Annotated in this window: 12 protein-coding genes; 2 read left to right on the top strand and 10 right to left on the bottom strand. The window is 50.4% G+C overall.

All coding sequences use genetic code 11. The annotated features are described in order from the left end of the window. Positions 1-92: 92 nt before the first annotated feature. The 5 genes from PJI16_17420 to PJI16_17400 all read right to left on the bottom strand — a co-directional run bounded on the left by PJI16_17420 (position 93) and on the right by PJI16_17400 (position 5,313). Positions 93-1,106, bottom strand: a complete 1,014-nt coding sequence (locus PJI16_17420) for a phosphate ABC transporter substrate-binding protein (GenBank protein MDT3779346.1) — start codon at positions 1,104-1,106, stop codon at positions 93-95. A 77-nt stretch (positions 1,107-1,183) separates the two neighbouring features. Beyond that, a complete protein-coding gene (locus tag PJI16_17415; protein MDT3779345.1) occupies positions 1,184-1,495 on the bottom strand; it encodes a hypothetical protein in 312 nt (103 codons plus the stop codon). Between the two features lie 197 nt (positions 1,496-1,692). Then, entirely contained in the window at positions 1,693-3,075 is a 1,383-nt protein-coding gene (locus PJI16_17410; protein ID MDT3779344.1) for an ATP-binding protein, read from the bottom strand. Positions 3,076-3,104: 29 nt separating this feature from the next. Beyond that, positions 3,105-3,797, bottom strand: a complete 693-nt coding sequence (locus PJI16_17405) for a response regulator (protein ID MDT3779343.1) — start codon at positions 3,795-3,797, stop codon at positions 3,105-3,107. 25 nt (positions 3,798-3,822) lie between these two features. Then, entirely contained in the window at positions 3,823-5,313 is a 1,491-nt protein-coding gene (locus tag PJI16_17400) for a TM0106 family RecB-like putative nuclease (protein MDT3779342.1), read from the bottom strand. Between the two features lie 439 nt (positions 5,314-5,752). Between PJI16_17400 and PJI16_17395 the strand changes: the two genes are divergently transcribed. Together PJI16_17395 and PJI16_17390 are read left to right on the top strand one after the other, a co-directional pair. After that, complete coding sequence (locus PJI16_17395) at positions 5,753-6,451, top strand: haloacid dehalogenase type II (GenBank protein ID MDT3779341.1); 699 nt, start codon at positions 5,753-5,755, stop codon at positions 6,449-6,451. Between the two features lie 200 nt (positions 6,452-6,651). Further along, positions 6,652-8,388 (top strand): cation:proton antiporter, encoded by a 1,737-nt coding sequence (locus tag PJI16_17390; protein MDT3779340.1) that lies wholly within the window; start codon positions 6,652-6,654, stop codon positions 8,386-8,388. 248 nt (positions 8,389-8,636) lie between these two features. Here the strand turns inward: PJI16_17390 and PJI16_17385 are convergent, their stop codons facing one another. From PJI16_17385 to PJI16_17365, 5 genes are all read right to left on the bottom strand, one after another. Further along, positions 8,637-9,086 (bottom strand): hypothetical protein, encoded by a 450-nt coding sequence (locus PJI16_17385; protein MDT3779339.1) that lies wholly within the window; start codon positions 9,084-9,086, stop codon positions 8,637-8,639. Positions 9,087-9,101: 15 nt separating this feature from the next. Further along, positions 9,102-9,875, bottom strand: coding sequence for a DUF2092 domain-containing protein (locus PJI16_17380; GenBank protein ID MDT3779338.1), 774 nt, complete (start codon positions 9,873-9,875; stop codon positions 9,102-9,104). Positions 9,876-10,034: 159 nt separating this feature from the next. After that, positions 10,035-10,223, bottom strand: a complete 189-nt coding sequence (locus PJI16_17375; protein ID MDT3779337.1) for a hypothetical protein — start codon at positions 10,221-10,223, stop codon at positions 10,035-10,037. 99 nt (positions 10,224-10,322) lie between these two features. Next, positions 10,323-11,483, bottom strand: a complete 1,161-nt coding sequence (locus PJI16_17370; GenBank protein ID MDT3779336.1) for an IS30 family transposase — start codon at positions 11,481-11,483, stop codon at positions 10,323-10,325. A 98-nt stretch (positions 11,484-11,581) separates the two neighbouring features. Then, positions 11,582-12,313, bottom strand: coding sequence for a hypothetical protein (locus PJI16_17365; GenBank protein ID MDT3779335.1), 732 nt, complete (start codon positions 12,311-12,313; stop codon positions 11,582-11,584). Positions 12,314-12,552: the final 239 nt, after the last annotated feature.

Below are 12,552 nucleotides of genomic sequence, written 5' to 3'. Positions count from 1 at the left end.
AGTGAAAAAGAAGCAGAAGATGAGATCAGAACACCCAACCGCTCTCCAAAGGGTTTCTATGGAAAACGGTAGGGAGGGTCATCAAGGAATTCCTACTTAAGGTGCTCTGACTGTTTCCCAATGATTTTCTCTGAGATGGGGAAATAGCCATCTTTAATGACGACCTTCTGCCCTTCCCGGCTATAGACATATTTCAAGAATTCCCGAACAATGGGAGACAACGGTTGATTAGGTGTTTTGTTCACATACACAAACAAATATCGTGACAAGGGGTACTTCCCGCTGGTGGAATTTTCATAGGTGGCCTCTACAAACGGTTGACCAGCCTTCATCGCCAGAGGAAGGGCATGAACCCCCGATGTGCGATACCCGATACCGCTATACCCGATGCCGGCTTGATCTTCGGTCACGCCTTGCACGACAGAAGCCGAACCGGGCTGTTCCTTCACTTCATCTTTATAATCACCATTCTCCAGCACCACATCTTTGAAAAATCCATAAGTCCCCGAGGCGGAATTCCGGCCATAGATACTGATCGGCATATCGGCAAACCTACCGGTCAAACCCAATTGTCCCCAACTGGTAAGATTTTCCTTATATCCATGTTGCCGGGTTTTGGAAAACACCGCGTCAAGCTCCCCAATCGTCAAACCCTGAAGGGAATTGTCTTTATTGACATAGACCGCCAACGCATCCACGGCAACGGGAATGGCGGTGGGCTTGTAGCCGAACTTGGCTTCAAACGCATCAATTTCCTTTCCCTTCATCTTGCGGGACATCGGGCCCAACTGCGCCGTCCCTTCGATAAGAGCCGGGGGAGCGGTGCTGGATCCTTTCCCTTCAATCTGAATTTTGACATTCGGATATTGTTTCCGGAATCCTTCAGCCCACAGCGTCATGAGATTATTCAAGGTATCCGAGCCAATACTATTGATATTCCCGGACACTCCGCTCACCTTGGCATAATTCACCCAGGCGGGATCTTCCATATCATCATTAGCCAAAACATGAGAGGCCCCAAGTATCGTAGTCGCGCTCCAACCCAGGATCAGCCCCATGCTCATGCCCAACACCCACATTTGCTTTCGATTCTGACTGTGTTCCATCAAACTGACCTCCTCATGTGAATGAATAGTGTAGGTCCAACAGGTTTCTTCTATGTAACGGCAATGTTACAAAGGTGTTAAATGGCCATCTGTCGATCTCCCGGTTTTGACGAAAATGATCCCGTCAGGACATCCTCCCCGTTTCCGCTTGACAAGGCATGGATGGCTCTGACTTCAAATTGAAACTCTTTTTGGCACAAAATCACCAACCCTTCATGCAGGCATTCCCCAAGTATGGAAAACAGATATCCCCACCGCATCCAGGGCAAATCATTCGAGAGTTCCTCAATCGTCACGGACTGTTTGGCAGATATGACGCCTAAGACCATGTCACGATCTCCTCTTTCAACAAGATTCTTGATCGTCCATTCCTTGTGACTCGTTGCCATGCTCCCCTCCTGTAGTCGTTATCCAATATTGAGGCAGGTCCATGCGAGGTATTCAGGCTAATCAACCATTCAATGGCATCCTAGCGATCAACTGTTGCAGCCCGATGAGGTTCGGGTTACAACTGTGTAAAGTTTTCAGGAGAATGAAAAGGGAAAAAATTCAAAGAAGCCGGCTACGGGGGAGAAAATGTGGGATCTCATAACGGTTTAGTTGTGGGAGTTGGCTTGGATTTCGGCAGGATCACTTCCATCGTGGTGCCTTTGCCCAGCTCACTTTGTACGCGAAGTTTACCACCGAGCAGTTGGAGTAAATGTTTCACGATAGAAAGTCCAAGCCCCGTCCCGCCTTCTTCACGGGAACGCGCTCGATCCACCCGGTAAAATCGTTCGGTAATGCGTGGAAGGTCAATCGACGGAATACCCTGGCCCGTGTCGCTGACCTGCAAGGAGACTTCTTGATCCCGAAAAGGCATGGCTTGAAATGAGATCAGTCCTCCGGCAGGCGTATATTTAATGGCATTATCCACGAGATTCACCAGAATCTGAATCAACCGATCCCGATCTGCCCAGGCACTGTTTTCAAAGCCAATTTCATTGGAAATCTGCAGATTTTTTTTCGACAGTTGATTTTGAAACATCTCACAGACATCCTGGGCAACTTCGCGCAACGGCACCAATTCACACCGCAAGAGGATTTTTCCCGATTCAATTTCCGAGAGGCTTCGTAAGTCTTCCACCAACCGGCTGAGCCGCTCCGCATGCTGGTAGGCGACGTGCACAAATTTTCGATTGTTCGGAGTTTCCAAAGACGGCTCATCCACAAGCGTTTCCAAATATCCGACAATGGCCGTGAGCGGAGTGCGCAATTCATGGGACACGTTCTCAATAAACTCGGTCCGGACCTGTTCCAATCGACGTAATTCCGTGACATCGTGCAACACCAACACACTCCCCTTCTTTTGATTGGAAATGGGAAAAGGGAGCGCATACACCTCTAGCACCATGGAGACGGGAGGATACAATTCGACCTCAGCCTCTCGTCGTTCATGCCACGCCAATTCCTGACAACCTTCAACCAGACCTGCCAGTTCTTGATTTCTGATGATTTCCCACACCGACTGTCCTTGAATCGCCTTCGCATCCAATCCCAATATCCGATGTGCGCTGGAATTGGTGAATAACACTTTTCCCTTGGAATCAAAGGCCACCACGCCTTCAACCAAATTTTCCATGATGGCGATAATTTTCGTGCGCTCTTCCTCGAGGCGGGTCATTCGTTGCTTTACGTTTTCCACCAGGCGTTGAATATGGCCTCCCCATGCATCGGGTTCCAACGCACGAGAAGCCTTCGCCTCAGCAATCCCACTAAGTTGTTCAAGTTGATGAAGGCCAGTCATGAGGTCTTCATGGTTTTCTCTCGTCTGCTTCCAGGTATTCCGAGTCATCACGGCAGCCACACCTACCAGACCGGCCCCCAATAACAGCACCACCCAGAATGGCCATGCACGGGCGACCCCCACGCCAACCCCGACCATCCCAGCCACCATCCAGCCCATGAGGATAAAAGAAGGATTACGCATGGATCGAGGTCACTTTCATCATACTGGCCTTAGACAGCCCCCGACTCAAAACGATACCCCACACCTTTAACGGTCACAATACGCTTCAATTCGTCCCCTAACTTTTCCCTGAGTCGCCGGATATGCACATCCACCGTCCGGGACTCAATATCCACCGCATTGGAATAGCCCCAAACGGTTTCTAATATTTGATCCCGGTTCAACACCCGGCCATTCGCCCGCATCAACGCACAGAGCAGATCGAACTCCTTGACGGTCAATTCCACCACGGTTCCATCCACCGTCACCTGATGTTTTCCTTCATCCACCTCCAATGTTCCAACTTTTTTGATGGCGGACATCTCCTGCCCTTGTCCTCGCCGCAACACGGCTTTCACTCTGGCCACGAGTTCTCTCGGGCTGAAGGGTTTCACCAGATAGTCATCCGCCCCCATTTCCAAACCCACGATCCGGTCCACTTCTTCGGCCTTCGCCGTGAGCATTATGATGGCGATCGAAGACGTTTTCGGGTCTTTTCTCACCTTCCGGCAAACCTCCAAACCATCCACACCCGGCAACATCAGATCCAGGACCATAAGATCGGGGATGCGTTCCTTCGCCAACTGCAAGGCCGTTTCCCCATCACGCGCCTCCAGACATTTGAGCCCTTCCTTCTCTAAGTGATACTTAACCAACTCCACCAGATCCTTTTCATCATCAACGACTAATACCGTTGCAGCCATAAGACGTTCTCCTCATCAGTGTTCCTCAGTGTGCCTGTCCTTCAGCCATACCCTGAGTCTTGTGGGCATGATGCTCAAAATATCGGGTGATGGCTGCCATGGCATAGCAATCATCCTCGTTATATTCCAAAATTCTATTTATCAATGCTTCATTTGTCGGATTCGCCAAATAATCGTTATACCAGGCGATGGAATTGGCTCCGGACGGGTCTAGGTCCCTCCACTGAAACCCGATAAACTTGGCAATATGCTTAATCCCATATGAAAATGTCGGCCAGTCAGAATATTCCACAATGAGGTCTTGATACAAATCAAATTCACAGGCCTTATACTTTTCAAAGGTTTCGGCATCCAGATCATACTTTTCCATCAGACGTTTCAGCGTGGATCGTTCCTTATGAGAATACACATAATAGACAGCCCGATCCGTCGATTGAATAAATTGCCAGAAGTCCCTGACCGTCTGCTCTTCGTCTTCAGGGGTTTTAGCCAGAAAATACGTAAAGTGAGCGGGGCTCTTTCCATCCTGAATGACCATTCCGAACAAATAGGTGACGCCACGGGTCGGGTCATCTTCAATATCAAAATAGATCTCCCGATCAACATCCGGAAAGGTATAGCCTGAGCGGATCCTCGGCTTTCCCTCTACCAGGACCTGAGCCCGCTCTTTCATCCTGGTCAGAGAGACTTTTCCCATTCGCGCAATCTTATGAGGCGGCTTGAGATAAGTTTGCACATCCATTTGCGCAATATCTTGAATCGTCCGAAGCCCCTGCTCTCTGAGCGCAAATTTTTGTTTGCCCACAAAAAACAGACCGGTAGGATCGGATTTATCTTTCACCCAGCGGTAACATCGGCTAAACCATCCGCACATGGTACAGTGACTTCCCAGCACCGGTTCCGAAGTCTCTTCCCCGGAGACCAGTTGCTGAACCTCCTGCATAGCCTGGTTAAACCGTTCTTCAAATGGAGCCGGATCAAATTCTTCAAGCTGTTTGTCCACATTAATAATTCGACCACCCCATTGAACGGTTCCCTGAATTTTCTCAAGTAACAGCCGATAAAACAAAATCTGAAAGGCGTAATGTTCTTTAAATTTTCGTTTTTTGCCCTCCGCCTCTTCCCAGCCCTTCCCAGCTTTGATATCGATCGGCTCATAAAGAAAGGTCCCAAAACGAGAAGATCCGTCCTCCCGTTGCACCAACAAATCCGGTCGCCCCACAAATTGTTCATGGATCAGACAGCCTTGATAAATAACGGCAGCCCCATGCTCCATGGCCAACAGGGTTTCCTGGAATGCCGGCTCTACCGAAAAATCCTGCAGGTCTACAATCTCCTGATCGCCGAGCGAAGTAATATAGTCCCGTTCAGTCTGTAACCCCACTTCCCACAACAGCTTCACAAATGAGCTGACTTCGGATTTTTCCGAAGGATCGCCGTTGCTATCCAGATATACGCGATGCAGACACTTGGTGTAGTTATAGAGGTCTTGAGCGGTGACTCGTTGCCGGGCCATAGCGAAGGAGAGAGCGAAACCGATAGTTCACATTTGGGGCAAAATTGCGTTCACAATTGCCACCAATACTAGCACAACCGGAAGAAAAGGCAGAACATAACAGGGGTCGGAAGGAAAATTGGAGCGGAATTAGTATTCAGGAACCCTTCACATCGACTGGGCAACCGCATATTTGCGGGTACCTGCTGGTGGTGGCGCCGATGATCGAATAGTTCTAGTGCCGTTGGGTCATCACCCAGGAGGCAGCTGATGATGGGTGTCATACACTTGAGGACTACATGACACGAGCAGACAATTCCCAGTACGGTGACTCATCAGGTTGGTTTTAGCATAATACGCGGGCGACAGCGCGTTCGCGCAAGAAACCACGCTTTATGACGTGATGGATGAACCCGGTATCGCCCAATTTTCAACCATTGAACTCGACCAGAAGACAGCCATGCATAAACCCAAAGCCATTATTTTCGATGTCAACGAAACTCTGCTCGACCTTGCTCCACTGAAAGCCTCTGTCGGAAACGCTCTAGGCGGCCGGGAAGAACTCTTGCCGCTATGGTTTTCCACGATGCTACACTACTCGCTGGTGGAGACCTTAACGGGAAACTACCACAGCTTTGGAGAAATCGGCACCGCCGCTCTGATGATGGTAGCAAAAACGCAAGGCATCGAACTCCAAAACGAAGACGCCAAAACAGCAATCGTGACACCTCTCCGCTCACTGCTGCCGCATCATGACGTTGCTGCGGGATTACAGTCGCTCTCAGGAAACGGCTTTCAACTCGTCAGCTTGACTAACTCGTCTACCGAGTGTGCTGAAACGCAATTACGCCACGCAGGTTTGACAGACCTCTTGGAAAAACGCTACAGCGTAGAGAGCATCAAAAAGTACAAGCCGCACCCGGACACGTATCGCATGGTCATGAATGATCTCGGCCTCAGACCGGAGGAAGTGTTGATGGTTGCCGCGCATGCTTGGGATTTAGCAGGAGCCAAGAGCATTGGGTTGCAAACAGCCTTTATCGCCCGCCCCGGCACGTCGTTATACCCGAACGTCGCAAAACCGGATTATGTCGTGAACGATCTGGCAGCGCTCGCCAAACTCCTGCGGAAACCGGAGTCAAATGAAAAGAACAAGTAAGCGTATGGCGCTTAATCCATAATCAGTGTTGATTGACGGGGTCGATGTTTCCCGTTTTATTGGCGAACAGCCAGGAATCTCCGAGCAGTATCAAAAAAACAAGTATCAAGGTTCGCTATTCGTTGCTAACCTGATGAACAACTATATTGGAGGTGCGCAATCATTTGCGCACCGACCGTCGGAGTCCTTCAGGGGAACCCATGTACGAAGTTCACGCACTCGAACCCATACTCATTCTGCTGTCTGTCGGCATCTTTGCGATTACGCTGATGCAAAGAATCGGGCTCAGTTCGATCGTGGGATACCTCATCGCGGGCATGCTGATCGGTCCGTACTCTATTGGCCTGATCCACGAGAGCGAGACTACGAAGCTCCTGGCTGACCTCGGCGTCGTGTTTCTTCTGTTCGATATCGGGTTACACTTTTCGCTGTCGAGTATCTGGGAGGCCCGTCGCGATATCCTCGGGCTGGGACCGCTTCAGATTGTGTTATGCGGACTCGCCTTCGGTGCGATCGCCATGGCCATGGGACTTGGTCCGGAATACGCCGTGATTCTCGGTGGTGCATTCGCACTTTCCTCAACGGCGGTCGTGGTTCAGACTCTCGGGGAACGGGGGCAACAAACCTGTCCCGTCGGCCTGACCGGCACGGCGGTCCTCATCTTCCAGGACATCTTTGCCATCTTCCTGTTGATTTTTGCGGCCTCGCTTGAAATTGGGGGTTCCACAACCACCGAATCCGGTCTGGCCATCATCGTTTTTCTTGCCGTACTGAAGGCTGTCGTGGCGTTTATCGTGGCGGTGGTGATGGGACGCTATGCCGTCAAGCCATTATTTCGCTTTCTCGCGACAACGAAAAACGAGGAGATCTTCACTGCCACTGCGCTCCTGGTGGTATTGGCGACGGCAGTCGCCACAGGTGGTGCGGGACTATCCCTCACACTTGGCGCATTTCTAGGCGGTATGATCATCTCCGAAACACCTTACCGACATGTGATCCAGACCGAAGCGAAGCCATTTCGTCACCTGCTACTGGGGTTCTTCTTCATTACCGTGGGTATGTCTTTGAACTGGCGCATCCTGATCGGGCACTGGGCCGAAATCCTGATCTTTCTGTTCGCACTTATCGCAATCAAAGCGCTTCTGGTCAGCGCCGCGGCCAGGGTCTTCGGATGGTCAACGCCTGGCTCGGTACAACTCGGCTTCTTGCTTGCCCAGGGCAGTGAGTTGACCTTCGTGATTATTGCCATGCCGATGGTGCGTGAATCGCTGGGCGAAGGACTGGTCGGCGTCGTTATCACAGGTATCGCAACCAGTCTCGTGCTCACCCCGACCTTGGCAACTCTCGGCAACCGCTTAGCCAGGATACTCAGGCAAAGGATTCCGGATTCAATGTCGTCCGATGCCCTCCTGTCGAGTGCCACAACCACTCCGCTACTCGTGTTCGGCATGGGCGATGTCGGCCGCATGGTCGTGGGTGCACTTGAGGCGCACAATCTGCCTTATGACGCAATTGAGATGGATCATGACCGTTTTCTAGCTGCCAGTGCCGATGGCTACTCTATGGCATTTGGGGACCCGAGCGATGTTCGTTTGATGGGGACCCTTGCGTTTGCACAGCGAGAGACACTCGTTGTCACGATCATCCGTTACGAAGTGGCGAAAGCCCTGATGCCGATCATGCGTGACCGGTACCCGAACCTGACCCGCTTCATTGCTGTTGACACGGAAGAGGATAAAACGAGATTCGAGGCTGTCGGGATGCGCCCGATTGTCAATCGAAGCTTTCCGAGGGGAATCGATATCGCAGCCGCAGTTTTACGCAATCAGCATGTGGATGAGGCGAATATTCAAACTTGGATGCAGCGTGTGCAGGAACGAGCACTTCAGGCTGCCGCCGACCTTGAAGAAAGCCGTACCGTGGCTGTCACACCTTGACCCCGTTCCAGAAGACGATGTCCAAAAATTGTTATCTCTCCGGATTCATCCGAGTCAGTTTTAGTACGCGAAACCTATCCCCGATCGGTGAAACGCATGGGTCCACTTGCGGCCAATAGCGGTCATCCTCGATCTGTATTCTCGACAAGTGATGGGCCGAACAGGGATCGAACCTGTGCCCGCTGATAAAGAGTGGGCGCCAGTCGACTGGATAGCTGTTAGAATTGATGAGGGTGTTATCCGGGCCTCTAATCCAATGAAGATTCAGGAACATACACCACTTTATTGCCTTGATAAAAGGCCCGATAGTACATTCCCTCGCAATAGAAGGTTGCCTCTTCCCCGGAAACCTCTTCGCAATCACCAGGGAGCGAAGTCAGGGCGTCTCCGTACTCAATGTCGCTGTAGACATAGGTGTTGATGTGGTTTCGCGGGACATGGGGATGATGAACACCAGCCTCTCTTGGGACAGGTGCTGGGCGTGCGACTCTGGGAGTGGGTTGGACAGGGCCAGGTCGCACTTCTCGGGCTTCCGCCTCCTTCATCAAGAATTTTGCCCCGAGCTGGCTCCACCCGATTACGACACGATGTTCCCCAAGAAAAAAGGATACCAGGAGCGGCCACGCAAGGAGTAATCCAGAGCAAATAAAAACTCTGACAGGAAATTTCATGGAGAAGGTAGAAACGGCCTGTTTCATGACTGCTCTCCTGAGTTAGTGCTTAAAATACCTGGTGTTTTCCATAGGAAGAAACTCTATCTTTTTGGCATTCTTCGGAACGGTAAATATGAAGAGTCCATCTGAAAGTTTAGCGGCCAGGTTCCAATCAGACAGCACGACGGTAAATTGAGGAGCACCTGTGACATGTTTCTGAGTAATGATCATCTTTCGGAGTAACGGCCTCGCGCCATCTTCAATCCACATCTGCCAATCAATATCGTCTTGGCGAAAGGCCAGATGATGACACCTAACCCCGTCGACATGATGCAACCCGATATAAGAACTGGAAGTGACATGTTGGGTCAAAAGATCAAACGAGTCAGGTCGTATCAAATCGGCTAATGGTGCTCTCAGCGCAAAGGACTTGAGCGCATGATCCAGCGCGACATTGATCGTGTCGGGTGCTTGTATGGTGCCATAGAAGTTGTGATCGGTATCCAAAAGAGTAATGGTCTCGCCATCATAAAATAATTGCTGATTTTCAAGATCACCCCTTACATCCGCTCGGAATCGGTTCGGACGCCGGATGGATATCTTCATGGTCCGAGCAAACTGGAGTTTCTGGCCGGAAGCGAGCATCTGATCTTCCGTGGCGTTAGAGTGAAAAGTGAACTGTTCGAGGGAATTCATATAATCGGTCATGTTCTGCAGGAGGGTTTCAGGCCGTAGCTCGTTTAGGGAACTGTTATCCAGGTCGGCCCCATAGGCCGGAAAACTAAAAAGGACGATACAGGAGACGGAAATGTTGAAAAAAGCTCCGGGCTTCATGTGAGACCGCCCTAAAGGGAAAAACGTTGGAAATAGGAAATCCGAAAGACCTTTTTAGCGTGCCAGACATGTACCAAAAAAGTCTATAGCGGAGGGCCAGCGGCCTTCACCTATGAGCGTGCATACATTTCAGGAGAAAAAGCAGGTGGCCAACACAACTCAGACGATGGCGGTGGTGCGGCCGGGCATAATCAGAAAAGCAAGGGGGGTCAAATCACAATGAATCATTCCTAATGCATGGGTAAAGGGCGAAGTGGGGGTATTGATAGCGGGCAGTTTTCTCACGCGAGCTGCACTTGTTAAAATGAGCAAAAGGTCTTTGCCAAGAAGTCCACCTAATTCTTTCAAAATACGGGGGGTCCTATAGGGATCGAACCTGTGGCCCGCTGATTAAAAATTCAAAAGGCTAATAATTACATCAATGAATGTCCACTTTGGGTTGCGGTTTCAACCGGTCGCTGCAACACATGGGTTAAATCGTTCAGCAGGTGTTTCAAAGTTTAACGTTTTTCTTGGTCGTTCGTTGAGACGCCGTGCAACGGCGTTTAGCTTGGCTTGTGGAACTCTCGACAGATCCATTCCTTTCGGGAAGTATTGCCTTAACAGACCATTGGTATTTTCGTTGGACCCTCGCTGCCAGGGATTGTGTGGATCACAAAAGTATACCTTTATGTCGGTCGCCAGCGTGAAGCGTTTATGGTCGGCCATCTCTTTGCCTCGGTCCCAGGTGAGTGACTTGTAAAGCTCCCGAGGTAACTTATGCGCTTGCTTGATCAAGGCATTGATCACCGTCTCGGTGTCTTTGCTGTCGACTTTGACCAGCATCAGGTAGCGTGTATGACGTTCGACCAGCGTCGCCATCTGGCTGTTATGACTACCGAATAGCAGATCACCCTCCCAGTGTCCCGGTAAGGCTCGGTCTGCCGCAGAGGCAGGCCGCTCACGGATCGATACGGTGTCGGTAATCCGGCCGTGCTCCTCCGTTTTTTGTGTGTGGTGGCGTGAACGACGCATCATTCGTGTGCGCCTCAAATGCTGCATCAACTCTTTCTTCAAGGCACCACGTGCCTGGATGAATAGGCTCCTATAGATCGTCTCGTGGGACACCTGGTAACGTTCATCGTCCGGATAGGTGTGCTTAAGCCAACCGGCAATCTGCTCGGGTGACCACTCCAATTGTAGCTTCCTGGCTACGATTCGAGCCAGTGCACGGTTCTCTACTAGTTTACAGGTTTTGGGGCGATGGGCCCGAGCCCAGGCCGCCTGATCAGCCTGACTTGCCCGGTAACCGCCTTGCCCATGGTTGCGTTTGATTTCCCGACTGATGGTCGAAGGCGCACGATTCAGGGAGGCTGCGATGGAACGAATGGAGCAACCTGTAGCTATGCCGCGTGATATTTCCTCCCGCTCCGCCAGGGTTAGTGCGCATGATGATCGTCGACGCTCTGGCGGGCGTATCCCCCCATGCTCTCGAAGGATACGTTCAATCGACGGATGATGCCGATCAAATAACCGCGCAATCGACTCCAGAGATTCACCTTTCTTCCAGCGATCCCACATTAAGGCCTTTTGTTCTTCTGTGTAATAAATCCTTGGGCGCCGCTTCATTTTCAACATCCTCCTCTCTATTATTAGAGATTAGATGTTGCAGCGACCGGTTGAAACCGCAGTCGGTAACCGATCATGTCTGCATTCGGCTAATCAGTTCAATCAGTTTTCGTGAGGCCGTCTTTTTTCTTTTCCACCAAAGCGATCTTGCTTTGCATTACGTAAATTAAGTTGCGGAATGCCTGCTCTGCTATGCTCAAATCTACATTTACTGGTTTGCGATCACTGGGCCTAGGGTAGCCTAGTAATTCCCAAATTAGTGATTCAGCTAGAGCGGGCTCTTCAACATATCGATAGAGATGTATCTGCCAGTTATCCCCGACATTATCTTCATAACAACGATCCAGGGGTCCGTACGTCAGTTCAATTCTAATGAAACCTGGCTTCTTCGGATTTATCAATAGATAAAGATAACCCGTTTCAACGGCTTGCCTAATTTCTTCTGCATCCTTTTCGCCGATTCTGCAATGCGGACAACCCTTACCTTCTGCCACATCATTGGGTACTGCACGCCACTCATGGTCGTTGCTGCATGGAAATATAGACTTTCCGTGCTTGCTTCGGACATGCCCGCTAAGGGTTATACCGCGTCCCGCAAGTCTTTTATTCATCCAAGCGTTATTCGCGTACACGTGGTCTGGCAAAGACTTCGGTCCTGGCCGCATACCCGCTTTCTTTGCTGCATCTAAACCAGCTTGCACACATCCCCATTCCATTTTTTCAACTTCAATTCCTTGTCGAACCGGGATATCTGGAAAAGGGGTTCCTCGCCAAAAAACTGCTTCGACCCAATACGGATCAGGGACGCATAATATTCCTTCAGTTCCCACCTCTGACCAGTTTCTTTAACAATACGACCTGTTCGTTGAGTGTAATCGCTGTTGTGCTGGGCCAATCGTTGTTCGGGCTTACGGGTTGTAATACCAATCTTATATAGGTCAGGACCAGACGGGTGCACCATCACATATATATAGCCTGTTTTCATTGTATTCATTTTTGCTTGCCAAATATTTGGAGCTGATAATTATTGATCTCCCCAAATTCGACATCCTAATTGACTATTTTGTCT

It is taken from the genome of Nitrospira sp. MA-1 (genome assembly GCA_032139905.1).
Taxonomy (GTDB): Bacteria; Nitrospirota; Nitrospiria; order Nitrospirales; family UBA8639; genus Nitrospira_E.
Note: the sequence above shows the minus strand (reverse complement) of the source record. Positions and strands in the feature narration are given on the sequence as shown.

Bases quoted from the DNA above. Each gene is read 5' to 3' on its own strand.
- PJI16_17385 (MDT3779339.1), bottom strand. From the start codon at position 9,086: ATGAAACAGGCCGTTTCTACCTTCTCCATGAAATTTCCTGTCAGAGTT.
- PJI16_17400 (MDT3779342.1), bottom strand. From the start codon at position 5,313: ATGGCCCGGCAACGAGTCACCGCTCAAGACCTCTATAACTACACCAAG.
- PJI16_17415 (MDT3779345.1), bottom strand. From the start codon at position 1,495: ATGGCAACGAGTCACAAGGAATGGACGATCAAGAATCTTGTTGAAAGA.
- PJI16_17410 (MDT3779344.1), bottom strand. From the start codon at position 3,075: ATGCGTAATCCTTCTTTTATCCTCATGGGCTGGATGGTGGCTGGGATG.
- PJI16_17380 (MDT3779338.1), bottom strand. From the start codon at position 9,875: ATGAAGCCCGGAGCTTTTTTCAACATTTCCGTCTCCTGTATCGTCCTT.
- PJI16_17370 (MDT3779336.1), bottom strand. From the start codon at position 11,483: ATGAAGCGGCGCCCAAGGATTTATTACACAGAAGAACAAAAGGCCTTA.
- PJI16_17395 (MDT3779341.1), top strand. From the start codon at position 5,753: ATGCATAAACCCAAAGCCATTATTTTCGATGTCAACGAAACTCTGCTC.
- PJI16_17405 (MDT3779343.1), bottom strand. From the start codon at position 3,797: ATGGCTGCAACGGTATTAGTCGTTGATGATGAAAAGGATCTGGTGGAG.
- PJI16_17420 (MDT3779346.1), bottom strand. From the start codon at position 1,106: ATGGAACACAGTCAGAATCGAAAGCAAATGTGGGTGTTGGGCATGAGC.
- PJI16_17390 (MDT3779340.1), top strand. From the start codon at position 6,652: ATGTACGAAGTTCACGCACTCGAACCCATACTCATTCTGCTGTCTGTC.